The following is a 21,796-nucleotide window of genomic DNA, read 5'->3' on the forward strand; positions in this document are numbered from 1 at the left end:
TTTTCCCGATGCGAAAAGATAGGGTGCGCGGATGCGTGGATACGATCTCGACCTGCTGCGCTTCCTTCAGGTCCTGGTGGAAGAACAGAGCGTGTCCGGCGCGGCACGGCGCATGCATGTCAGCGAACCGGCGATGAGCCGCCACCTGGCCAAATTGCGCACCGTGTTCGGCGACCCGATCCTGGTGCCCTCGGGCCGGCACCTCATCGCCTCGGCCTTCGCGCTGGGCATCCGCGACCGGGTGCAGGAGGTCGTGCGCGCCGCCGACGGGCTGATCGAAACCCGGGCACTGGCCGACCTGCGCAACATGGCGCCCAAATTCACCATCCGCGCCAACGACGTCGTCATCGCCCCGCTGGCGCTGCCGCTGATGCGGGCGCTGCGGCACGACTGCCCGAACTGCGAACTGGTCTTCGCGCCCGAAGTCGACGACGCCGCCAACCAGGCCCTGCGCGAGGACGCGATCGACCTCTATATCGGCGCGACCGACATGCTGAAGCCGGAAATCCGCCGCCAGACCATTTTCTACAACATCATGAAGGCGCTGGTCCGCAAGGACCACCCGATCTTCGCCCAGGGCATCACGCCGGAAACCCTGACCCGCTACGACCATATCAGCATCTCGCGCCGCGGCCGTGCCCACGGCCCGATCGACCGCATCCTGCGCGACCAGCATGGCCTGTCCCGCCGCGTCGTCCTGGTCGTGCCCCACTACAAGGCGATGATCGACAGCATGCGCGACACGGACCTGATCGTGACCCTGCCCGACATGGCCCTCTACCGGGTACCGCTGGCCGAACGCGGCCTGGCGCTGTTCGACTACCCGTTCCCGCTGCCTCGCGTCGAAGCCTTCCAGGCCTGGCACCCCAGGCGCGACAACGACCCGGTCCACCGCTGGCTGCGCGAAACCACCTTCCGCGTCGCCCGCCAGATCCAGAGCGAACTGAATTGACCAAAGTCACCCTGCCGGCGATCCGACACGCATTTTCTGCGCTTCGCGGCGGGCGGCCATCAAGGCCGCTCCGCTCCGATGCTCGAAAATACACGCCGGCCGTGCCGCTACGCGGCACTCTCACTCGGCAGGCCGACTTTGAAACACCCTCATGCCCGGCCGACCCCCGTCGCCCTCAGCCCGCGCGCACGCGCCGGCCACGCAACGGGTCGCCCGTCAGCGCTTCGCGTCCGTCGCGATCCCGTCGGAACCGACATCCTTGATCAATGCCAGGTACCGCTCGACCGCCTTGTCGAATTTCGCCTGCCAGATGCGCTGCGCGGCGGCCAGGTCCCGGTCGCGGATCGCGTGGTACAGCGCGACGACATACCGCTCCGCATCGGTGGACCGGTCGGTATAGACCGCGCCCAGCAGGCAGTTGAACCGGCGCACATCGCCCGTCAGTTCGGAAAAGCAACGGATCGTCCTCTGCAACCCGGTCGCATCGATGATCGCCTGCTGGAACTTCAGGTCGTTCTGGATGGTCTCTTCCTGCTTCTCCATCTGCGCGAAACGGGTCGCGTTCTGGCTCAGCTTCTCCAGGACACGCAGGTTGCGCGCATCCATCCCCCCCAGTTCCTCGATCAGATAGGTCAGGGCGATTTTGCCCAGTGCCATGCGGATCTTGTAGACTTCCAGAACATCCGCCGCATCGACGGCACTGACGATGGCGCCCCGGTTGCGCCGAAGCTCGACAAAGCCTTCCCGCGCCAGCACCCGCAGCGCCTCGCGGATCGGATGGCGCGACACGTCCAGCATTTCGGTCAGCTGCTGTTCCACGAGGCGGTCGCCCGGCTGGAATTCGCCGGAGATGATCGCGTTCCTGATCTGTTCAGAAGCGAATTCCGAGCTTTCCAGCGTCCTGATGGGTACAAGCGGCGTCTTGGCTTTCCCCAGAACGGCCACATCTCTCTCCTCTAGGCTGGCTTTCGAAGAGACATATTACATCCGCGCACCCCTGTCGACGCACCGGCGGGGCAGGGACCAGGCCCGATATGGCAAAAGACGCGCAAAAATGCGGCCGGAACACCCGATCGAACCCGACGGGCACCCCGGCCGGCACGGCCCCCTTAGAGGCTGTTTGCAAAGTCACCCTGCTGGCGATCCGACGCGCATTTTCTCCGCTTCGGTACTCACGGCCATCAAGGCCGCTCCGTTCCGATGCTCAAAAATACACGCCGGCCATGCCGCTGCGCGGCACTCTCGCTCAGCAGGCCGACTTTTCAAACAGCCTCTTACAGCGAAATCCGGATATGCTTCGTTTCCAGCGATCCCGCGCCGCGATAGGCGGTAATCTCGATCTCGAAGAGGTATTCCGGCCCGCCGAGCGGCGCGCAGGTGACGCAGCTCGTGGGGTCGATGCCGCGATATTTCTCCCCGATCAGTTCCATGACCTCCTTCACGTCCTCCTGGCGCGGAATGAAGACGCGCGAGCGGATCACGTCGGCCAGCGACGACCCCACCGCCGCCAGCGCGCCCTCGACATTGCGGAACGCCTGCTCGGCCTGCGCCCGCGCCGTCTCCGGCATCCGGCGTGTCTTGTAGTCGCGCCCCGCCGTCAGCGACATGAAAATCCACTCGCCCAGCACCGTAACGCGCGAATAGCTTTCCTTGTCTTCAAGGATACTACCCGATTTTACCTTGATGATTTCCTTGATCACACTCATCTCCTCACCCGACCAAGCGACGCCGGCACCCAACACGAATGGGTTTCCAAAGGGCGACCGCCCTTTGGTGGGTCAAGGGCAAAGCCCTTGTCTGCATCCCCCACGCACCAGGCTTCCGGCAAACGGCCCATCACATGAAAATACCGCCATCGATCGCGACCGTCTGGCCGGTAATCATCCGCCCGCCGAACCCCAGATACACGATCAGCTCGGCTACATCGCGGGTCGAGCAGATCCGCCGCAGCGGGGTGGCCTCGATCGTGCTGGCGGCCTTTTCCGGCGACCATTCGATGCTCCACGAGCTTTCGACGCAGCCCGGCGCCACCGCATTCACCCGGACATCGGGCGCCAGCGCCCGGGCCAGGTTCTTGGTCAGGTTGATGACGGCGGCCTTCGACGCGCTATAGGCGATGGAACTCGCAACCGCGCCGAACCCGGCGATCGAGGCGGTATTGACGATGGCCCCGCCGCTTTCCTTCAGCGCGCCGGCGGCGGCCTTGGAACAGCGGAACACGCTCATCAGGTTCACATTCAGCAGGGTCGCCCAAAGCTCTTCGGTAATCCCGTCCAGATCGCCGATCGGCACCGGCAGCTTCAACCCGGGCGTGCCGGCATTGTTGACGAGCAGGTCCAGCCGCCCCAGCTCGCCGACCGCCTTGCGCACCATTTCGGCGGCCTGTTCGGCATCGCCCAGATCGGCCGGGGCGCCGACCGCGTCATACCCGTCCGCCTTCAGGGCGGCCAGCGCCTCCGCCCCGCGCGGATCGCCCGGCAGGTAATTGATCGCGACCTTCGCGCCGAATTCGCCCAGCATCCTGGCCGTCGCCAGGCCAATGCCCGAAGCGCCCCCGGTGACAAGGGCCGTCCGACCGGCAAGGGAAAAAACCATCGACATGCTCATGATCCTCCTGGTCTGTGTGCCCGGTCAGTTACCCGCCGCAACGGCCCCGCGCCGCGCGGCGCCGATCGCGCCGATGGGGCCGACTTCCCGCTCCACAAGCGGCAGCACCTCGCTGCGGAAACGCTGAAGCGACTTCATCGCGCTGTCCAGCGGCATGCAGCCGAACTGGAAATTGCAGGTATAATTGGTCGGGTTCAGGCGCTTGATGTCGGCCACCATCTTTTCGGCGACCACATGCGGGTCCCCGACGACCATGTTGTTCGCAAAGCCTTCCAGCGTATTCTCCCCCGGAAAGGCCTCGTTGCGGATAAAGCCCGACTCGTCCAGCGGCAGTTCCGCCTGGCGGAGAAAATGCGCCATCCGGCCGACGTAACGCGCACGCTCGGCCGCCGCCAGCGCCTCGGCATGCGTATCGACGATATGGACATATTGCATGATCGCAAGCGGCTTCGTCGCCGGGTCCTCGTCGATGGCCTGCCAGCCCGCATCCAGCCCGTCGGCCATCTTGTACAGCACGGGCGAGCCCAGCGTGCTGGCCGCGATAAACGGCGTGCCGCCCCAGCGCTTGAACCGCTCCAGAAGCCTGGGATGCGACGAGGTGACAAACAGTTCCGGCAGGGGCTTCTGCTGCGGCGAAATCGCAAATGTCGTCTTCGGCACCGAAAAATGCCGGCCCTTGTATTCGACCACGCCTTTCGTCAGCGCCGTCTCGATCACATCCCAATATTCCAGAAAGACATCGACCTTGTCTTCCAGTCGCGTCCCGTAGCGGTCGAATTCGTATTGCTGGTATCCGGTGCCCAGCCCCACGACCAGCCGCCCTTCCGACTGCACGTCGGCAACCGCGATTTCCTGGGCAACCCGCAGCGGGTTGTACAGCGGCAGCACGATGACCCCGGGCCCGAGCTTGATCCGGCTGGTCCACCCGGACGCATAGGACACCATCATCAGCGGCGAGGGGGAGCTGGAATAGTTCGCGAAATGATGCTCGGCGAACCAGGCGATGTCGAAGCCCAGTTCCTCCGCCGCTTCGACCATCTTGCGGGTATCGGACATCACGCCGGCCGCGCCGTTGGGATGATCCCGCAATGTCATCAGACTAAAGAGACCCAGTTCCACGATCTTGCTCCCAATTGATAAAGATACGATCCCCGAATTCACGTCGGCGGCACGGGCACGACAGCCGGCCTCATCGGGATCGCTCCCGGCACGTCACATCCGCCAATCTGTCCGGACGAAGGGCTCTCCCATGCCCCGCGGGCCGGGCCTGCGCGTATCCGATCCGTCGCGGTGAGCGTAAAATTGACGATTGTCTACAATATGTCAAGCGGCGAAAAGGCACGCTCCAAGCGGTTTCATCATGTCGGGGCGAGATATTTTTGCAGAAGGGCGCTGGAACAATACGTTGCGAATCAGGATCGTTCCGCTGTTGACCGATCGTAGACAATCTGCAATCAATATGCGGCATCACGGCAATCGTCATGGTCGGCGATGCATCTGTCCTTGCGTTGTAAACAGGTTGTGCGGGCCGGTATGATGGTCCGGGATCGCTCCGTTTCGCGATGTATCGGCGGCGGAATCCGCAGTCCGCACATGCAGGTGGTTCATGCTGAAAAGAATTCTGGCGGCCGGTGTCGGTGTCTGGATGGGGGCGGTCAACATGCCGGGCGCCCGGGCGGCGGATTCCGCGCTCGACACGGTGGTCGACAGGGGGGTGCTGCGCTGCGGCGTCGTCCTCGACTCGCCCCCCTCCGGTTACCGCAACGCACGCAACGAGCCCGATGGTTTCGATGTCGCCTATTGCCGCGACATGGCGCAGGTCATGGGCGTGCGGGCCGACATCATCGAAACCCCGGCCAGCAATCGCATTCCAGCATTGGTGGCCCGGCGCATCGACGTGCTGATCGCATCGACCACGGGCACGCCCCAGCGCGGCCTGACGATCGCCTTCAGCCGCCCGTATATGAGCTACGCGACCATCATCATCACCCGGCGCGGCAGCGGCATCAGCAGTTTCGCGGACCTGGCCGACAAGCGGCTGGGCGGCGTCGCCGGCACGACCAACGAGGCCCTGCTGAAAAAGGAAATGGCCGGGTCCTGGGCGGGCAGGGGCGCCACCTACACCGCCTATGGCGGCGACAACGAGGCCTTCATGGCGCTGGAGGAAGGCAAGGTCGACGCGATCCTGCAAGCAGTCGGCGTCTTCAAGACCCTCCAGGACAGCGGCATGTTCCCCGATTTCGTCAATTCCGGCTCCGTCCCGCTCAACGACCTGGTATCCATCGGCGTCCGGCGCGACGACGTGCAGTTCCTGAACTGGGTCAACCAGTTCATCTGGAGCCAGAATGCCAGCGGCCGGTTCGCGCAACTGTACCGCACCTATTTCGGCAACGGTCCGCTCCCCGACCTGTCGACCGATACCGTCGCGCCCTGACGCATGTCCCGTCCCGATCCAGGTTGGAAATAGCGTAATGGATTGTCGTCCCTGATGTCGGATTACCATTTCCACTGGGCCATGGCGCTGCGGGACCTGCCCGCCCTGTTGCAGGGGTCGCTGGTCACGCTCCAGCTCACCATCCTGTCCATGGTCATCGGCGTGGCGGTGTCCGTCCCGCTGGCGGTCATGCGCTGGCAGGGCAGCGGCATCTGGTCCGCCGTGGCCGGCGGCTGGGTCGATATCGCGCGCAACACGCCCGTCCTGCTCCAGGTCTATGCGGTCTATTTCGGCCTGGGCGCATACGGCCTCAACGTCTCCAGCTACATGGCCACCCTGCTGGCGATCTCCTTCAACAATATCGGCTATCTGATCGAGGTCTTTCGCGGCGGCCTGGCATCGGTGCCGCGCTATCAATACATCTCCGGCCGCGCGCTCGGCATGTCGGCCACCCAGGCCTATGCGTGGATCGTGTGGCCTCAGCTGCTGCGCATCGTCTTCTATTCGGTCATGACCCAGATGGTGTGGGCCATGCTCAACACATCGCTGGGCCTGCTGATCGGCCTGCGGGAACTGGCGGGCGCGGCCCAGCAGGCCCAGTCGGTCAATTACCGCACGCTGGAGACCTTCACGATGGCGGCGGTGCTGTATTACCTGATGGCCAAATTGCTGATTCTGGGCGCGGAACGTCTCTATACGCGCCTGTACGGGCGGAGATAGCCATGCACTACACCGCAGCGTGGCAGCAGCTTCACTGGAGCGACGCGACATACGTGCTGATGGCGTCGGTGCGCACGCTCCAGCTCTCCTTCACGGCGGTCCTGCTCGGCACGCTGCTGGGCATTCCGCTGGGGCTGGCGCGGGCACTCAGCCCGGTGATGCGGGTCCTGACCGCACCCCTGGTCGACGTGGTGCGCAGCGTGCCGATGATCATCCAGCTCATCATCTTCGATACCTGCCTCTCCATTTCGGGCTGGCCCCTGTCCGCCTTCCAGCTCGGCACGCTGGCGCTGGGCGCATGGATGGCGATGGTGACGGCGGAAATCGTCCGTGGCGCCTACGAGGCGGTCACCCCCAGCCTGCGGCGGGCCGCGCGGTCGCTCGGGATGTCGTCGTGGCAGGAACTGCGCGTGGTGTCGCTGCCGCTCACCCTGCGCGGCGGCTTCCCGGCCTGGGTCGGCGCGGCGCTCTGCCTCGTCAAGGACAGCGCCCTGGTCGGTATCTTCGGCTATATCGAGCTGACCAAGGCCGGCCAGATCCTCAACGCCCGGACCCACCGCACCTTCCTGGTGCTGGGCGGCATCGGCGCCACCTATTTCTTCATCTGTCACGTCATCACGTTCTGCACACGCAGAATAGAGCGAAGGATGGCCGAATGATCGAAATCAGAAATGTCCGCAAATCGTTCGGCGAGACGACGATTCTCGACGGTATCAGCCTGGACGTCCATCAGGGGGAACTGCTCTGCCTGATCGGCGGAAGCGGGTCGGGCAAATCGACGCTCCTGCAATGTATCAACGGGCTGGAGCCGATTCAGGGCGGCGAAATCCATGTCGACGGCGTCGATATCCGTTCAAAGTCGGTCAGCATCAATCACCTCCGGCGCAAGATCGGCATGGTGTTCCAGCAATACGAGGCCTTTCCCCACCTGACCGCGCTCGAAAACGTGGCCCTGGCGCCCAGGGTCGTGGCCAGGGTCCCCAGGCGCCAGGCGCTGGAAGACGCGCACAGGCACCTGGCGCATGTCGGACTGGGCGACAAGGCCGCGTCCTACCCCAGGAACCTGTCGGGCGGCCAGCAGCAGCGCCTGGCGATCGCACGCGCCCTGGCCATGGAACCGCGCTACATGCTGTTCGACGAAGTCACCTCGGCGCTGGACCCGGAACTGGTGGCCGAGGTGCTGGACACAATGCGCACCCTCAAGCGCGAGGGCATGACCATGGTCGTGGTCACGCACGACATGGATTTCGTGCGCGAATCGGCCGATCGCGTCGCGTTCCTCAGCAAGGGCACGATCTGCGAAATCGGCAGCGTGCAGCAGGTCATGCTCGATCCGCAGACCGACATCGTCCGGAAATTCCTCTCGCGCCGCTCGTCGTCCTGACCGCACGCGCCGCCACGCCCGCCGCACGGCCGCGCCGTGCCCAGAATAAATGTCGATTATCGACAATCCGGCACCGAATCGTATTGCGACTCGAAAAAGACGAGGATATAAGCGGAAAAGTCATTCTGATAACGGAACCATAAGGAACGGACTCCGGAAAAGCCTGTCGATACCAGACCTTTTCCGGACCATCGTCCGGTCTCCTGTCTTTCGACTGACGGTTCGTGATGCCCTCGGGCTCACGACGCTAACCAGAAGCCTGCGCGAGGTAGCCGGGCCGTCCCGCACGGCCCTTTCAGACATCTGATGAACTCATGGCAATTTGGGGTAATATCATGCTATCACAAAAGAAGTATGTGGCTGCCGTCATCCTGGTCCTGCCGTTCGGATCTCCCATTGCCGGCGCGCAGACCATCCGGGCCGCGGACGGGTCCGCCTCTTCATCGGATGCCGCAAGCGGCGTCAAATCCCAGAAGACACCGTACGGCACAGCAAAGAAGACGGCCCAGCCCCCCTCCGTCGCGCAGAAGCCGAGCCCCGCGCCCGCCGTGGCGGCCGAAGCCGTCATCGTCACCGGCACGCACGCCTTCAACCGGCATGCGCGCGATTCCACGGCGCCGATCTCGGTGGTCAGCGCCGCCACGCTGATGCGCTCGGGCCAGGTGAACATCGCCGATGCGCTGGTGCGCAGCGATCCGTCGATCACCGAGCAGGCGCTGGGCACCGATACCGGCGCGCTGACCTCCTCGATCCGCATGCGCGGCCTCAACCCCAACGAGGTCCTGGTGCTGGTCGACGGAAAACGGCGCCATACCACGGCCAATATCGCAACCGACATGGGCCCGCAGGAAGGGTCCACGCCGGTCGACCTGAACATGATCCCAGCCAACGCGATCGACCATATCGAAATCCTGCGCGACGGCGCGGCCGCCATGTACGGGTCCGACGCGATCGCGGGCGTGGTCAACATCATTACCAAAAAGACCGGACACGGCCTCAATATTACCGGCCAGACCGGCGCCAACGCCTATAACGGCGATGGCTGGCAGTATCAGGTCGGCATCGATGGCGGCTTCAGCTTCGGCGATGACGGCTACGTCCACATTTCGGGGCAGGAGACGCATAGCGACCATATGGTGGTCAAGACCACCGATATCCGCGCGGTGCGCGGCAGCTCGGAATACACGCCGGGCGTCGATTTCCCGAAGAATTCGAACCAGATCATGAGTTCGCCGGAAGAAACGCGCGAGAACCTGAGCATCGCATTCGGCAAGACCCTGACCGAGGGCGTGGCGGGCTACGGCCTCATCACCTACGCGCATCGCCATTCCGAAGGGTACGAAAACTATCGCACCCCCGCCCGCCTGCCCGAAATCTACCCGGCCGGCTTCTCGCCGCTGGAACTGATCGAGGAAAACGACTACGCCGCCACGCTCGGCCTCAAGGGCGACCATTTCCTCGGCTTCCACTGGGACCTCAGCACGACCTACGGCGCCGACGAAGACGATATGGGCAACAAGAATACCGGCAACGTCGACCTGTACGACGCCACCGGCTACACGCCCACCAACGTCTTCCTCGGCTCCTATCGCCTGGCCCAGTGGACCAACAATCTCGACCTGCGCCGGGCATGGAAGATCGCAAACAGGGTGCCGGTGACATTCGCCTTCGGCGCCGAGCACAGGCTGGAAACCTACCAGATCAAGCAGGGCGTGCCGGCCTCGTACGAACTGGGCGGCACCCAGGCCCGCGCGGGCATGATGCCCGAGAACGCCGGCAACTGGAGCCGCGACGTGTGGGCCGGCTACATGGACGGCGACTTCCACATCCTTCCGAAATGGGACCTCGATTTCGCCGGCCGGTTCGAACATTACACCGATGCGGGCGATACCGAGAACGGCAAGGTCTCGACCCGCTACGACGTGTCGAAGCGCTTCGCCGTCCGCGCCACCATCAGCAACGGCTTCCGCGCGCCGACCCTGCCCGAGGAGCATTTCAGCACCCTCAATGTCGGCCCGACCAACGCGATCGGCCTGCTGGCGACGACCAGTGCGGCGGGCCGCTCCGTCGGGGCGCAGAACCTGTCCCCCGAACGCTCGACCAGTGTGGAAGGCGGCTTCGTGATGGAGCCGGTCGACGGGTTCCACGTCTCGGTCGATGCGTACCAGATCAATATCCGCGACCGGATCGCGGGCGGCGGCTCGGTCAACGGCCAGGCCGCGATCGATGCCATCGGCCTGACGGGCGCGACCCTCCCCTCGGGCCTGACGACCGACGCCGTCAGCGTCAATTACTTTGCCAATGTCGGCTCGACCCGCACCCAGGGCCTCGACATCATGGCCGATTATACGGTGCGGCTGCATCGATACGGCAACCTGGCCCTCAGCATGGGGCTTAACCTCAACCGCACACGCATCAGCCATATCAACACCACCGCCCAGGGCCTGCCGGACCTCAACCAGCAGACCGCGAACGCGCTCACCTCCGGCGCCCCGCGCAGCAAGATCATCCTCAACGCCTACTGGACGGTCGGGCAGTGGGACGTGAACGTGCGCCAGACACGCTATGGCCAGACCACGTCGATGCTCACCTACCAGGACCAGACGCCCGCCAACCTCATCTGCCCGCTCGACGGCAACGCGCTTCAATATTCCAACACCTGTTTCGGCGAATTCAAGAATACGCCGCTGTGGGTGACGGATCTCGAGGTCGGCTATCGCCTCAACCGGCACTGGCATTTCGCGGTCGGCGCAAACAACGTGTTCAACGTGCGCCCGCGCCGGGTGCCGGCACAATTCACCTATCTCGGGTCCCAGTATTACTACGACACCAACGCCGCCGGCGTCAGCTTCACCGGCGCCTATTACTACGGCCGCGTAAACGCGACGTTCTGAGCGGCGGTTTGCACAATCACCCTGCCGGCGGGTCCTCCCGCCCGGCTCCCCAGGGAGTCAGGAACAAGATGAGCCACGATGGATTCGACGATTTCCGCCACAGTATGAGAAGACTGGCGGCGGGGGTCTCGATCATTACCTGCGGGCATCAGGGAAACCGGTTCGGAATGACGATCACCTCGATGATCTCGGTCAGTTTCGACCCGCCTTCCATCCTTGTCAGCCTCAACAAGAAATCCTCTGTCCTCCAGCCGATCCTTGCCGAATCGCCCTTCTGCGTGAATATCCTGTCGGCAAGTCATCGGGATGTTTCGCACGCATTCAGCGGCGCCACCCCCGGCGCCGACCGCTTCGCGACCGGCACCTGGGCAATCGACGCCCAGGGCACGCCCTATCTGGTCGATGCCGAGGCCAATATCTTCTGCACGCTGCACGACGTGCTGGACGGTTTCACGCACCAGGTCCTGATCGGCCGGGTCGCACGCTCCCGGCACGGCCACGCGGTCAACCCGCTGGTCTACTGCAACGGTGCCTACGGGCTGGGATAGCACGCAGGCACCACTGGCTTCAGGCGTTCAGCGTGGTATTTCCGGGGGCAGCGGGCGCGGCCGCCGGTCGTCGTCGATGGCGACGAAGGTGAACACCCCCTCCGTCACCTTGACCGTCTCGTGCGAATGGCGGGCCCGGCGCCAGGTCTGGACATGGATCGACATCGAGGTCCGGCCGGTGCGCACGATGTCGGTATACAGGCTCACCTCGTCGCCGATCAGCACCGGCTGATGCAGGATCACCTTGTCGATGGCAACGGTGACGCAGCGGCCCCGGGCGCGCAGCGCGGCGGCGGTCCCGGCGGCCAGATCCATCTGCGACATCAGCCAGCCGCCGAAGATATCGCCCGCCGCATTGGCATCGGCGGGCATCGCCACCACCCGGATGGTCGGCGGGCCGGAAGGCGGGGCAGGGACGGGGGCTGGTCGATCGGTCACGCGATGGTCTCCTTGCTCGCAGCCATGCGTTCAGCGGAACGGAGGCTCGTCGAAACCGCGTAGCTTGCGCGAATGCAGGCGGTCCACCCCCTGCGCGCGCAACTGGCGCATCGTCTCGATCCCCACCGTCAGGTGCTGGCTGACCCGTTCGCGATAAAAGGCATTGGCCATGCCGCGCAACTTCAGTTCGCCATGCAGCGGTTTGTCGGATACGCACAGCAGCGTGCCATAGGGCACGCGGAAGCGGAACCCGTTGGCGGCAATGGTCGCGGACTCCATGTCGACCGCGATGGATCGCGACATGTTGATCTGCGTGAACAGCGCCTGAAGCCGCAATTCCCAGTTCCGGTTGTCGGTCGTCATCACCGTGCCGGTGCGCAGCCGCGTCTTCAGTTCGGAGTCGTGCAGCCCCGTCACCCGCGCCGTCACATCCTGCAACGCCACCTGCACCTCGGCGATCGGCGGCACCGGCACCCAGGGCGGCAGATCGTCGTCCAGCACATGGTCGTCGCGGACATAGCCGTGCGCCAGCACGTAATCGCCCAGCCGCTGGGTCCGCCGCAGGCCGGCGCAATGGCCCACCATCAGCCAGCAATGCGGCCGCAGCACCGCCAGATGGTCGGTAATGGTCTTCGCGTTCGCAGGCCCCACCCCGATATTGACCAGCGTGATCCCGTCCCCGTCCGGCCGGCACAGATGATAGGCCGGCATCTGCGGCAGCGACCCGGCCAGCGGCGGCCGGGCCGGATCGCCGCGCCGGTGCACCTGGTCCCCGGGCTCGACGAACCGGTCGTACTCGCCTCCCATGTCCACCTGCGCGCGGCCATAATCGCGAAACGCGTCCACATAGCGCTGGTAGTTGGTCAGCAGGATAAAGCGCTGCACATGGCGCGGCGCGGTGCCGGTGTAATGGTGCAGCCGCGCCAGCGAATAATCGGTGCGCTCGGCGGTAAACAGCGACAGCGGCCGGGGCTCGTCCGGGTGCGGGATCAGCGCGCAATTGGCGATGCTGTCGTCGGTGGCGTGCAGGTCGGGCAGGGCGTAATGGCGTTGCAGCAGGCGCAGATCGTCCTCGGTGATGGCGGTCACGGCCTCTTCCATCACATAGGGCAGCGGGATCGGCCGGCGCGACCGGCCCACCAGCACCGGCTGGCGGTAATGATGCAGCAGGATGCCGATCTGCTCGCGCCAGTAATCGCGGAACAGCTCCGGGCGGGTCAGGGTGGTGCCGTAGAATCCCGGTTCCAGCACCACGTCGAAGGGCGGCCGCGCATCCTCGGCCAGCGGCGTGCGGCTGACGGCAAAGGCCAGGTAGGGATAGGTCGGCGCCACCGGCCCCGCGGCCTGCCGCCGCCCGAAGGCGGTGCGCAATTCATGCACGGCCGCCTCGTACAGCGCGGTAATCCGCCCCACCGCCGCATCGGCATCGTCGAACGCCTCGAAATCCGTCCCCACACGGTCGCGGATCGCGGCGAAATCGTCACTCATGCGCCATTCCTCCCGCTGCAAGAGCCCCGGCCCGCGCCCCCCGGCCCAGGTTCGGCACCGAACGGGTCAGCGCCGGATCAGGATGTAGTTGATCGTCACGTCGATATCGAAATGGTCGCCCGCCATGTCCGGCGGCACGGGCGGCAGCTCGGCCCCATGGAACATGCCCGTGGTCGCGGCGTCGAGATAGTACGAGCCCGATTGCCCGGTCAGGCGCACCCCGCGCACCCGCCCGCTGCGGTCCAGCACCACATGCACGGTCGATGCCCCGTCGTCGCCGGCCCGCGCGGCTTCCTCGGGATAATACATGTGGGTGCGGATCCAGCGGTCGATTTCCTCGCCGTAATCCTCGCTGACGCCGCGCACCTGGGTCTGGCTCGCATAGGGGGCGTTCAACTGCCCGTTGCGCACCACCGGCCCCACCGACAGGTCGATCGGCCCGCCCGATCCCCCCGCGCGGCCGCGCCGCTGGCGCACCGGCCCCGGCGACGGGGCAAAGGACAGGTCCATCGGATGATCGAAGGGCGAGGGCGCGCGGCTGGGCGTGCGCTGCCGGCTGGGCTGCGTGTGGCGCGGCGTGGGGTGCGCCGTCGGGTGGTCGGCCTGCCCGGGGCTCTGCATCGCCGGGTTGGGCATCTCGGTCGAGGGCTGGTCGGGCAGCGTCTGGTCCGACGGCGAGCGCGGCAGCGGCGGCGCCGCCGGCGTCTGCGGCGACGGCACGCTGGGCGAGGGCGAGGAATCGCTGGGCTGCGGCTGGTCCGGCTGTGGCGTGGTCGGCGTCGGCTTGGCCCGCGACCCGCTGCCCCCCGCCTGGTCGGGCGAATTGCGCCCCTGCATCCCGCTCGAGGCCGGCGGGGTGAACATCATCTCCACGGTCGGCGATTCGGGGGCGGACGACCCCCCGGCATGATGCCGCGCCGCCTGGAGGATGATCGCCAGCAGCACCAGATGCAGCGCGGCGGACACCGCCAGCACGGTGGTCACGCCCGGCTCCGCGACCGTATCCGGCCGGATCATCGGCGCGCCGGGCTGTTTCAGCGGGTGGTAGCCGGTCGGGCGGCCGACGGGCTCGGGGCGCAGCCCCTCGCGCCCGTGGGGCCGCTCGGGCGGCTCAGGCAGGCGCGCCGAACGCTCCCGAACGTCCGCGCGCGGGATCAGGACGGGCTCCTCGGCCTGGCGATGGCGGGAGGAAGGACTGAGTGTCACCGTCATGAAGTGCCGGGAGTCTCCGCGTGGTCGCCTGCGGCGCGTGGTCTTTCGGGACCCTACTCGCTGGCGGCTCCGTTGTCATGATACCTTGCCGTCATGATATCGTATCATGTTGTCACCACCGGCCCGGCGTTGCTACGCCCTTCTGGACCGACATGACATCCGCCGCACTCTCCCCCGCCCGCGACCGCGCCATCCGCGCCCGTCTTTCCGCCGCCGACCCCGACCTGGCCGCCCTGGTGGCGCGCATCGGGCCCTGCGGCCTGCGCGTCGAGGCCGACCGCAGCCCCTACGAGGCCCTGGTCAACGCCATCGCCCACCAGCAGTTGCACGGCCGGGCGGCACTGGCCATCCTGGGCCGGCTGGTGGCCCTGGCAGGCGGCAGTTTCCCCACCCCCGAGGCCCTGCTGGCCCTGTCCGAGGCCGACCTGCGCGGCTGCGGCCTGTCGGGCACCAAGATCCGCGCGATCCAGGGCGTCGCCCAGGCCCGCCTCGACGGACTCGTCCCCTCAAGGCAGGACGCCGCGTCGATGACCGACGAGGACCTGATCGCCCGGCTGACCGCCCTGCGCGGCGTGGGCCGCTGGACGGTGGAAATGCTGCTGATCTTCTCGCTCGGCCGCCCCGACGTGATGCCGGTCGACGATTTCGGCGTGCGCGAGGGCTGGCGGGCGATCAAGCGGCTGGACACCCAGCCCCGCCCCGCCGCCCTGGCGGCCATCGCCCGCGACTGGTCCCCCCACCGCTCCGCCGCCGCCTGGTATCTCTGGCGCGCGGCCGAAGAGGCGAAGGCAACCGCCGGCCAATACGTCCGCTAACTGCAAACACGGCCCGGATCGCAGAGCCTGACCGGAAATGCGCGTCGGATCGCCACCAGCCCACATTTCCGGTCAGGCGCTTAGTAGCGGTCCGTGAACGCTTCCAGCAGCGCCGCGAAGCGGGTGGGGTTCTCCACATGCAGCCAGTGGCCGGCATGCTCGATCAGCTCCAGATGATAGTTCGGGAACAGCCGGCGCATCACCGCATAATGCTCCCGCCGGATATAGGGCGAATTCCCCCCGGCCAGGAACAGGGTCGGGCCGGGATAGGTATAGCCCTCGGGGATATACGGCCAGCTCTCGATATTGGTCATCGACGCCACGATATCCTTCAGCCCGATCACCCAGCCCGGATTCTCGCCCAGCCGGATATTCTGCAGCATCAGCGCCCGCACGTCGGCATTGGGGATCTCCGGCAGCAACAGCGCATCGGCTTCGGCCCGGTTCAGATAATGCGGAAACCGCACCCGCAGCATCTGCTCGCCCAGCGAGAACTGCCCGTGCCCGGTGCGGGCGGGCGGAATATCGGCCACCACCAGGCTGTGCACCATCCCCGGCCGGGTCAGGGCCAGCGTCATCGCCACCTTGCCGCCCATGGAATGGCCCACCAGCGTCGCCGGCAGCGCCCCATGATGGGCCAGCGTGTCCAGCAGGTCGCCCGCCATGGTGTTGTAGTCCATGGGGCCGTGCGGGCTGTCGCCATGGTTGCGCAGGTCGATCGCCAGCGTCCGCCGGGTGCGCGCCAGCCGGCGCTGGAAAAAGCCCAGGTTCCGCGCCCGCCCGAACAGGCCGTGCAGCAGCACGATGGGCGGACGGGCGGCGGATGCGTCCGGCGGAATCTCCGGGCCGCGCGCAATGACGTTCAGCAGCACGATGGCATTGTCCTTACCTTCTTCTGTGCACGATTCAGTCAGAGGCTGTTTCGACAGTCCCGCCGTCAGGCCACCGCCGGCGGGACTGTCGAAACAGCCTCTCCGTCCGGACGCGCCCGGACCGGGTCCGACGATGTTATAACACTAACGCAGGTCGAGCACGATCTTGCCGGAATGGCTGCCCGATTCCATCAGCTTATGGGCTTCCACAACCTCGGCAAGCGGAAAGGTCGCGTGGATCAGCGGCGCGATGGTCCCGTCCGACAGAAGCGGCCACAGCGCCGCGCGCAGCCCCTCGGCCACCCGGGCCTTGTACGCGCCGTCGCGTGGGCGCAGCGTGGTCCCGGCCACCGTCAGGTGCCGGGTCAGGATGCGCCCAACCCCCACCTCCTGCGCCTTGGCCCCCCCTTGCAGCGCGATGATCACCAGCCGCCCGCCCGGCGCCAGGCAGCGCAGGTTGCGGTCCAGATACGGGCCGCCGATCACGTCCAGCACCACATCCACCCCCCGCCGCCCGGTCAGCTCGTCGACCCGCGCGACGAAATCCTCCTCCCGGTAGTCGATCGCGGCCTCGGCCCCCAGTTTCAGGCACAGCGCCGCCTTCTCGGCCGACCCCACGGTCACGTAGGGCACCGCCCCCAGCGCCCGCACGGTCTGGATCGCGGCGGTGCCGATTCCCCCGGCGCCGCCATGGATCAGCACCCGCTCGCCGGCCGCGACATGCGCGGTCATCACCAGGTTCGACCAGACGGTAAAGAAGGTCTCGGGCAGGGCGGCGGCCCGGATGGCGTCGAACCCGTTCGGCCAGGGCAGGCACTGCGCGGCGGGCACGGCGCAATATTCGGCATAGCCCCCGCCATTGGCCAGCGCGCAGACCGGCGTGCCGACCGCCGGCCACTCCGGCGCGTCCGGCCCCTTCGCCACCACCGCGCCGGCAATCTCCAGCCCCAGCAGCGGGCTCGCCCCCGGCGGCGGCGGATACAGGCCCTTGCGCTGCATCAGGTCGGGCCGGTTTACCCCCGCTGCCTGCACCCGCACCAGCACCTCGCCCGGCCCGGGCACGGGCAGGGGGATGTCGGCCAGGCTCATCGACTCGGGCGCGCCGGGCTCGCGCACGATCACGGCGCGCATGGTGGGGGGCAGGGCAGGGGACACGGGCATTTCTCCGCGATCGGGGACCGCAAGGGTGACGGGGCGGTATGGTAAGGCGGAATTCCGGTTGATCCGACAGGCGCATCACTTCAAATAGTCGCTACGGGCGCCCCGGTGCCGCACATGGCCGGCGGCCGGCCGCCGCGCGAAAGTGACCTGCCGTGCCGTCCTCCACTCTCGGCCTGCTGAACCATCTGCGCCGCCATCGCGGCGCCTTCCTGCCCCAGGAAGGGGCAGAGGGCAGCGTGCGCGAAGACCGTGTGCCCTACGTCCCCCGCCTGCTGCGCGCCCTGGTCCGCGCGGACGAGCTGTGGCTGGTGGTGCTGGCCGCCTGCGTCGGCTGCGGCGCGGGCCTGCTGGTCAGCATCATGAACCACGCCACCCTGCTGGCCCACCGCGTGCTGTTCGCCGCCCCCGGCGAGGGCCGCATCTCCGGGCTGGCCGCCATCATCCCCCTGCGCGCGATCCTGGTGCCGACCCTGGGCGGGCTGCTCTTCGGCGTGCTGGGCGTCTTCATCGCCCGCTGGCTCCCCGGCCGCCCGGTCGACCCGATCGAGGCCAACGCCCTGCATGGCGGCCGCATGTCGATGCGCGACAGCGCGATCGTCGCCCTCCAGACCGTCCTCTCCAACGCCGTGGGCGCCTCGGTGGGGCTCGAGGCCGGGTTCACCCAGATCGGCGCCGCCACCGGCTCACGCCTGGGCCGCATGTTCCGCGTCCGGCGCGAGGATCTGCGCCTGCTGGTCGGCTGCGGCGCGGCCGGCGCCATCGGGGCGGCGTTCGACGCCCCGCTGGCCGGCGCGTTCTATGCGTTCGAACTGGTGATCGGCACCTATTCGCTGGCCAACCTGGCCCCGGTCGCCGCCGCCTCGGTCTGCGCCATCGGCGTCACGCGCCTGCTGCACAGCGCGGCCCCCGGCGTCAGCGTGGTCCTGCCTGCCGAATTGCGGGTCGACGACTACCTGCCCATCGCCACGCTCGGGATCGTGGCCGCCCTGCTGGGCGTGGGGCTGATGTATTGCGTGACGCTGGCCGAAACCCTGTTCCGCCGTTCCGGCCTGCCGGTCTGGATGCGCCCGGCCGTCGGCGGGCTGGTGGTGGGCCTGCTGGCGCTGGCCTCGCCCACCGTCATGTCCTCGGGCCACTGGGCGATGCGCATCGCGCTCGAACATGACTACCCCACCGGCTGGGTCCTGGCCCTGCTGGCGATGAAGGCGCTGGCCTCCTCGGTCTCGATCGGCTCCGGCTTTCGCGGCGGCCTGTTCTTCGCCTCGCTCTATCTGGGCGTCCTCACCGGGGCGGCCTTCGGCGGCGGCCTGGCCCTGATCTCGGCTACCCCCCTTTCGGCCGAGCTCTGCGCCCTGGTGGGCATGAGCGCCATGGCCGTCGCGGTGGTGGGCGCGCCCATGACCATGGTGTTCCTGGCGCTGGAAATGACGGGCAGCCTGCCGCTGACCGCCGCCGTGCTGGTCGCCTCGGTCATCGCCAGCCTGACGGTGCGCCGCACCTTCGGCTACTCCTTCGCCACCTGGCGCTTCCACCTGCGCGGGGAATCGATCCGCTCGGCCGTCGATGTCGGCTGGATCCGCACCCTGACGGTCGGGCGCATGATGCGCCACGACGTCAAGGCCCTGTGCCAGGACACGACGGTCCAGGCCGCCCGCCGGGCCTTTCCATTGGGCTCGGCCCAACGGCTCGTGCTGGTCGACCAGTCCGGCCGCTATGTCGGGCTGGTGCTGGTGCCGGACCTGTACGTGGATACCGCCCTGCCGGAGGAAACCCTGTCCCGCTTCGCCCAGTATCGCGACCAGATGCTGGTGCCGCAGATGAACCTGCGCGACGCCATCACCCGCTTCGCACAGGCCGAAAGCGACGCGCTGGTGGTGGTGGATAGCGCGGAAGGGCGGCAGGTGCGCGGAATGCTGACCGAGCAGCATGCGCTGCGCCGGTATAGCGAGGAACTGGATAGGTCCCGGCGCGAGCTGGCGGGGGAAGGACGGCCGAGGGTTTGAAGCAAAAAGACTTTGATTCGCTCGGGGAGCCGCGGAACGTGCAAGCACAAAACTCCTGAACGGATCAGAAGTTTTTTTGGTTCTTTTTTTCAAAAAAAGAACGCCGGACCCTTTCGGACCCGGCGCTCCTTTCCTCCAATCCCGAACGGGATCAGACGGAGTAGTACATCTCGAACTCGACCGGGTGCGGCGTGTGCTCGAACGTGAACACTTCCTGCCACTTCAGGTCGATATAGCTCTCGATCTGGTCCTTGGTGAACACGCCGCCGGCGAGCAGGAACTCATGGTCGGCGGCCAGGGCCTCCAGCGCCTCGCGCAGCGACCCGCAGACGGTCGGGATCTGCTTCAGCTCGTCGGGCGGCAGGTCGTACAGATCCTTGTCCATGGCGTCGCCCGGGTGGATCTTGTTCTTGATACCGTCCAGGCCGGCCATCAGCATGGCGGCGAAGGCCAGGTAGGGGTTGGCGGTCGGGTCGGGGAACCGCACCTCGACGCGCTTGGCCTTGGGGCTGGTCGCGTAGGGGATACGGCACGAGGCCGAGCGGTTGCGTGCCGAATAGGCCAGCAGCACCGGCGCCTCGAAGCCCGGGATCAGGCGCTTGTAGGAGTTGGTGGAGGGGTTGGTGAAGGCGTTCAGCGCCTTGGCATGCTTGATGATGCCGCCGATATAGTACAGCGCCTGGTCCGACAGGTCGGCATAGCCGTTGCCGGCGAAGACGGGCTTGCCGCCCTTCCAGATCGACTGGTGCACATGCATGCCCGACCCGTTGTCGCCATAGATCGGCTTGGGCATGAAGGTCGCGGACTTGCCGTAGGAATGCGCGACATTGTGCACGCAGTATTTGTAGATCTGCATGAAGTCGGCGGATTCGACCAGGGTGCTGAACTTCGTGCCCAGCTCGTGCTGCGACTGCGCGACCTCGTGGTGGTGCTTTTCGATCGGCAGGCCCATCTCGCCCATCGTGGTCAGCATCTCGGCGCGCAGGTCGGACTCGCTGTCCACCGGCGGCACGGGGAAATAGCCGCCCTTGACGCCGGGGCGATGGCCCATATTGCCTTCCGGGTAGTCCTTCAGCGACGCGCCGGGGCCTTCGATGCTGTCGAGCTGATAGATGCCGAAATTCGGGCCGGTGCCGAACTTGACGTTGTCGAAGATGAAGAATTCGGCTTCCGGACCGAAGAAGGCGGTATCGCCCAGGCCGGTCGACTTCAGGTACGCCTCGGCCAGCTTGGCGGTGGAGCGCGGGTCGCGGTTATAGAACTGGCCGGTCGAGGGCTCGATGATGTCGCAGATCAGGATCAGCTGCGGCTTGGCCGAGAACGGGTCCATCACGGCCGTCGTCGGGTCGGGCAGCAGGACCATGTCGCTCTCGTTGATGGCCTTCCAGCCGCCGATCGACGAGCCGTCGAACATGAAGCCGTCGCGGAACGTGTCCTGCTCGATGGTCGAGACATGCTGGCAGGTATGGTGCCACTTGCCGCGCGGATCGGTGAAGCGCAGGTCCACCAGCTCCACGGAATGTTCCTGGATCAGGCTGAAGACCTTGGCGACAGCCTCAGCGGAAGGGGACGGAAGGGTGGTCGGAGCTGAACTCTGGGCTTTCTTCGCCATCGATATACCTGCCTTGAACTGAAGGTGCCGCATGACACGGCAGTGGAACGGTTACGAAACTAGGGGCCCGTTGTCGATAGGATGACAGGGCCCGCCATCGCCCGCGGCGCGGCGCCGCGGGGACGGGATGGGGTGCGGGGGGTCAGACGGCATCGTCGCCGCGTTCCCCGGTGCGGATGCGAATCACGTCCTCGACCGGCATGATGAAGATCTTGCCGTCGCCGATGCGCCCGGTGCGGGCCGCCGCCACGATCGTCTCGACCGCGCGATCGACCATGTCGTCGGCGCAGACGATCTCCAGCTTCACCTTGGGCAGGAAGTCCACGATATATTCGGCGCCGCGATACAGTTCGGTATGGCCCTTCTGGCGACCGAAGCCCTTGGCTTCCGTCACCGTGATGCCCATCAGGCCGATTTCGTGCAGCGCGTCCTTCACTTCGTCCAGCTTGAACGGCTTGATGATGGCCTCGATCTTCTTCATGCCCGCGTCGCCACATCCTGGGGCGGTGCCGGGGGCCGGGACCGCGCTGTGCCTGGGCGCCCCGATCCGTCCGGCGCGGAAATCGCCTGGCCGGCCGCCCGCGATACCGTGGCACGGGTCGCGCCCACAGGCAATCGGAGCGGATTGCAAATTGCCGGGATTTTCCGCACATCTG

At 66.6% G+C, this 21,796-nt stretch carries 20 protein-coding genes; 9 read left to right on the forward strand and 11 right to left on the reverse strand.

Translation table 11 applies throughout. The annotated features are described in order from the left end of the window. Positions 1-31: 31 nt before the first annotated feature. Positions 32-952: a LysR family transcriptional regulator gene (locus tag HLH27_RS10215; protein ID WP_182949931.1), complete on the forward strand. Its 921-nt coding sequence runs from the start codon at positions 32-34 to the stop codon at positions 950-952. Between the two features lie 216 nt (positions 953-1,168). Here the strand turns inward: HLH27_RS10215 and HLH27_RS10220 are convergent, their stop codons facing one another. The 4 genes from HLH27_RS10220 to HLH27_RS10235 all read right to left on the reverse strand — a co-directional run bounded on the left by HLH27_RS10220 (position 1,169) and on the right by HLH27_RS10235 (position 4,678). Next, positions 1,169-1,897 carry a GntR family transcriptional regulator gene (locus tag HLH27_RS10220; RefSeq protein ID WP_220790369.1) on the reverse strand — a complete coding sequence of 243 codons (729 nt, stop codon included), beginning with the start codon at positions 1,895-1,897 and terminating at the stop codon, positions 1,169-1,171. A gap of 329 nt (positions 1,898-2,226) precedes the next feature. Then, positions 2,227-2,658, reverse strand: a complete 432-nt coding sequence (locus tag HLH27_RS10225) for a Rid family hydrolase (RefSeq protein WP_220790370.1) — start codon at positions 2,656-2,658, stop codon at positions 2,227-2,229. A 130-nt stretch (positions 2,659-2,788) separates the two neighbouring features. Next, the gene (locus HLH27_RS10230; RefSeq protein WP_246375750.1) at positions 2,789-3,559 is read right to left on the reverse strand and encodes an SDR family NAD(P)-dependent oxidoreductase; all 771 of its coding nucleotides are present in this window, start codon (positions 3,557-3,559) and stop codon (positions 2,789-2,791) included. A 24-nt stretch (positions 3,560-3,583) separates the two neighbouring features. Beyond that, positions 3,584-4,678 carry an LLM class flavin-dependent oxidoreductase gene (locus tag HLH27_RS10235; protein ID WP_182949932.1) on the reverse strand — a complete coding sequence of 365 codons (1,095 nt, stop codon included), beginning with the start codon at positions 4,676-4,678 and terminating at the stop codon, positions 3,584-3,586. Positions 4,679-5,165: 487 nt separating this feature from the next. Between HLH27_RS10235 and HLH27_RS10240 the strand changes: the two genes are divergently transcribed. The 6 genes from HLH27_RS10240 (at position 5,166) to HLH27_RS10265 (ending at position 11,539) form a co-directional block, all read left to right on the forward strand. Beyond that, positions 5,166-5,993 carry a transporter substrate-binding domain-containing protein gene (locus HLH27_RS10240; RefSeq protein ID WP_182949933.1) on the forward strand — a complete coding sequence of 276 codons (828 nt, stop codon included), beginning with the start codon at positions 5,166-5,168 and terminating at the stop codon, positions 5,991-5,993. 54 nt (positions 5,994-6,047) lie between these two features. After that, positions 6,048-6,713 carry an amino acid ABC transporter permease gene (locus HLH27_RS10245; RefSeq protein ID WP_182949934.1) on the forward strand — a complete coding sequence of 222 codons (666 nt, stop codon included), beginning with the start codon at positions 6,048-6,050 and terminating at the stop codon, positions 6,711-6,713. A gap of 2 nt (positions 6,714-6,715) precedes the next feature. Then, positions 6,716-7,372 (forward strand): amino acid ABC transporter permease, encoded by a 657-nt coding sequence (locus HLH27_RS10250; RefSeq protein WP_182949935.1) that lies wholly within the window; start codon positions 6,716-6,718, stop codon positions 7,370-7,372. After that, a complete protein-coding gene (locus tag HLH27_RS10255; protein ID WP_182949936.1) occupies positions 7,369-8,097 on the forward strand; it encodes an amino acid ABC transporter ATP-binding protein in 729 nt (242 codons plus the stop codon). The genes HLH27_RS10250 and HLH27_RS10255 overlap by 4 nt, the downstream gene beginning before the upstream one ends. A gap of 335 nt (positions 8,098-8,432) precedes the next feature. After that, positions 8,433-10,991: a TonB-dependent receptor plug domain-containing protein gene (locus HLH27_RS10260; RefSeq protein ID WP_182949937.1), complete on the forward strand. Its 2,559-nt coding sequence runs from the start codon at positions 8,433-8,435 to the stop codon at positions 10,989-10,991. Positions 10,992-11,059: 68 nt separating this feature from the next. Next, positions 11,060-11,539 (forward strand): flavin reductase family protein, encoded by a 480-nt coding sequence (locus tag HLH27_RS10265; RefSeq protein ID WP_182949938.1) that lies wholly within the window; start codon positions 11,060-11,062, stop codon positions 11,537-11,539. 27 nt (positions 11,540-11,566) lie between these two features. Here the strand turns inward: HLH27_RS10265 and HLH27_RS10270 are convergent, their stop codons facing one another. The 3 genes from HLH27_RS10270 to HLH27_RS10280 form a co-directional block, all read right to left on the reverse strand. Continuing rightward, positions 11,567-11,911 carry an acyl-CoA thioesterase gene (locus HLH27_RS10270; protein WP_182950086.1) on the reverse strand — a complete coding sequence of 115 codons (345 nt, stop codon included), beginning with the start codon at positions 11,909-11,911 and terminating at the stop codon, positions 11,567-11,569. 96 nt (positions 11,912-12,007) lie between these two features. Next, entirely contained in the window at positions 12,008-13,465 is a 1,458-nt protein-coding gene (locus HLH27_RS10275) for an AMP nucleosidase (protein WP_182949939.1), read from the reverse strand. Positions 13,466-13,531: 66 nt separating this feature from the next. Next, complete coding sequence (locus HLH27_RS10280) at positions 13,532-14,677, reverse strand: energy transducer TonB (protein WP_182949940.1); 1,146 nt, start codon at positions 14,675-14,677, stop codon at positions 13,532-13,534. Between the two features lie 152 nt (positions 14,678-14,829). Here HLH27_RS10280 and HLH27_RS10285 point away from each other — a divergent pair, with 152 nt between their 5' ends. Continuing rightward, complete coding sequence (locus HLH27_RS10285) at positions 14,830-15,492, forward strand: DNA-3-methyladenine glycosylase family protein (protein ID WP_182949941.1); 663 nt, start codon at positions 14,830-14,832, stop codon at positions 15,490-15,492. A gap of 80 nt (positions 15,493-15,572) precedes the next feature. Here the strand turns inward: HLH27_RS10285 and HLH27_RS10290 are convergent, their stop codons facing one another. After that, positions 15,573-16,364 carry an alpha/beta fold hydrolase gene (locus HLH27_RS10290; RefSeq protein ID WP_182949942.1) on the reverse strand — a complete coding sequence of 264 codons (792 nt, stop codon included), beginning with the start codon at positions 16,362-16,364 and terminating at the stop codon, positions 15,573-15,575. A gap of 144 nt (positions 16,365-16,508) precedes the next feature. After that, a complete protein-coding gene (locus tag HLH27_RS10295; RefSeq protein ID WP_182950087.1) occupies positions 16,509-17,495 on the reverse strand; it encodes an NAD(P)H-quinone oxidoreductase in 987 nt (328 codons plus the stop codon). 182 nt (positions 17,496-17,677) lie between these two features. Here HLH27_RS10295 and HLH27_RS10300 point away from each other — a divergent pair, with 182 nt between their 5' ends. Beyond that, the gene (locus HLH27_RS10300; protein WP_408870827.1) at positions 17,678-19,528 is read left to right on the forward strand and encodes a chloride channel protein; all 1,851 of its coding nucleotides are present in this window, start codon (positions 17,678-17,680) and stop codon (positions 19,526-19,528) included. Between the two features lie 151 nt (positions 19,529-19,679). Here the strand turns inward: HLH27_RS10300 and glnA are convergent, their stop codons facing one another. After that, positions 19,680-21,140, reverse strand: coding sequence for a type I glutamate--ammonia ligase (glnA, locus tag HLH27_RS10305; protein WP_182949943.1), 1,461 nt, complete (start codon positions 21,138-21,140; stop codon positions 19,680-19,682). Between the two features lie 142 nt (positions 21,141-21,282). Next, positions 21,283-21,621: a P-II family nitrogen regulator gene (locus HLH27_RS10310; protein ID WP_182949944.1), complete on the reverse strand. Its 339-nt coding sequence runs from the start codon at positions 21,619-21,621 to the stop codon at positions 21,283-21,285. Positions 21,622-21,796 lie beyond the last annotated feature (175 nt).

Source organism: Gluconacetobacter takamatsuzukensis, assembly GCF_014174275.1.
GTDB lineage: Bacteria > Pseudomonadota > Alphaproteobacteria > Acetobacterales > Acetobacteraceae > Gluconacetobacter > Gluconacetobacter takamatsuzukensis.

Bases quoted from the DNA above. Each gene is read 5' to 3' on its own strand.
- HLH27_RS10285 (WP_182949941.1), top strand. From the start codon at position 14,830: ATGACATCCGCCGCACTCTCCCCCGCCCGCGACCGCGCCATCCGCGCC.
- HLH27_RS10270 (WP_182950086.1), bottom strand. From the start codon at position 11,911: ATGCCCGCCGATGCCAATGCGGCGGGCGATATCTTCGGCGGCTGGCTG.
- HLH27_RS10250 (WP_182949935.1), top strand. From the start codon at position 6,716: ATGCACTACACCGCAGCGTGGCAGCAGCTTCACTGGAGCGACGCGACA.
- HLH27_RS10225 (WP_220790370.1), bottom strand. From the start codon at position 2,658: ATGAGTGTGATCAAGGAAATCATCAAGGTAAAATCGGGTAGTATCCTT.
- HLH27_RS10280 (WP_182949940.1), bottom strand. From the start codon at position 14,677: ATGACGGTGACACTCAGTCCTTCCTCCCGCCATCGCCAGGCCGAGGAG.
- HLH27_RS10260 (WP_182949937.1), top strand. From the start codon at position 8,433: ATGCTATCACAAAAGAAGTATGTGGCTGCCGTCATCCTGGTCCTGCCG.
- HLH27_RS10275 (WP_182949939.1), bottom strand. From the start codon at position 13,465: ATGAGTGACGATTTCGCCGCGATCCGCGACCGTGTGGGGACGGATTTC.
- HLH27_RS10215 (WP_182949931.1), top strand. From the start codon at position 32: ATGCGTGGATACGATCTCGACCTGCTGCGCTTCCTTCAGGTCCTGGTG.
- HLH27_RS10230 (WP_246375750.1), bottom strand. From the start codon at position 3,559: ATGAGCATGTCGATGGTTTTTTCCCTTGCCGGTCGGACGGCCCTTGTC.
- HLH27_RS10265 (WP_182949938.1), top strand. From the start codon at position 11,060: ATGAGCCACGATGGATTCGACGATTTCCGCCACAGTATGAGAAGACTG.
- HLH27_RS10310 (WP_182949944.1), bottom strand. From the start codon at position 21,621: ATGAAGAAGATCGAGGCCATCATCAAGCCGTTCAAGCTGGACGAAGTG.
- HLH27_RS10255 (WP_182949936.1), top strand. From the start codon at position 7,369: ATGATCGAAATCAGAAATGTCCGCAAATCGTTCGGCGAGACGACGATT.
- HLH27_RS10240 (WP_182949933.1), top strand. From the start codon at position 5,166: ATGCTGAAAAGAATTCTGGCGGCCGGTGTCGGTGTCTGGATGGGGGCG.
- HLH27_RS10295 (WP_182950087.1), bottom strand. From the start codon at position 17,495: ATGCGCGCCGTGATCGTGCGCGAGCCCGGCGCGCCCGAGTCGATGAGC.
- glnA (WP_182949943.1), bottom strand. From the start codon at position 21,140: ATGGCGAAGAAAGCCCAGAGTTCAGCTCCGACCACCCTTCCGTCCCCT.
- HLH27_RS10245 (WP_182949934.1), top strand. From the start codon at position 6,048: ATGTCGGATTACCATTTCCACTGGGCCATGGCGCTGCGGGACCTGCCC.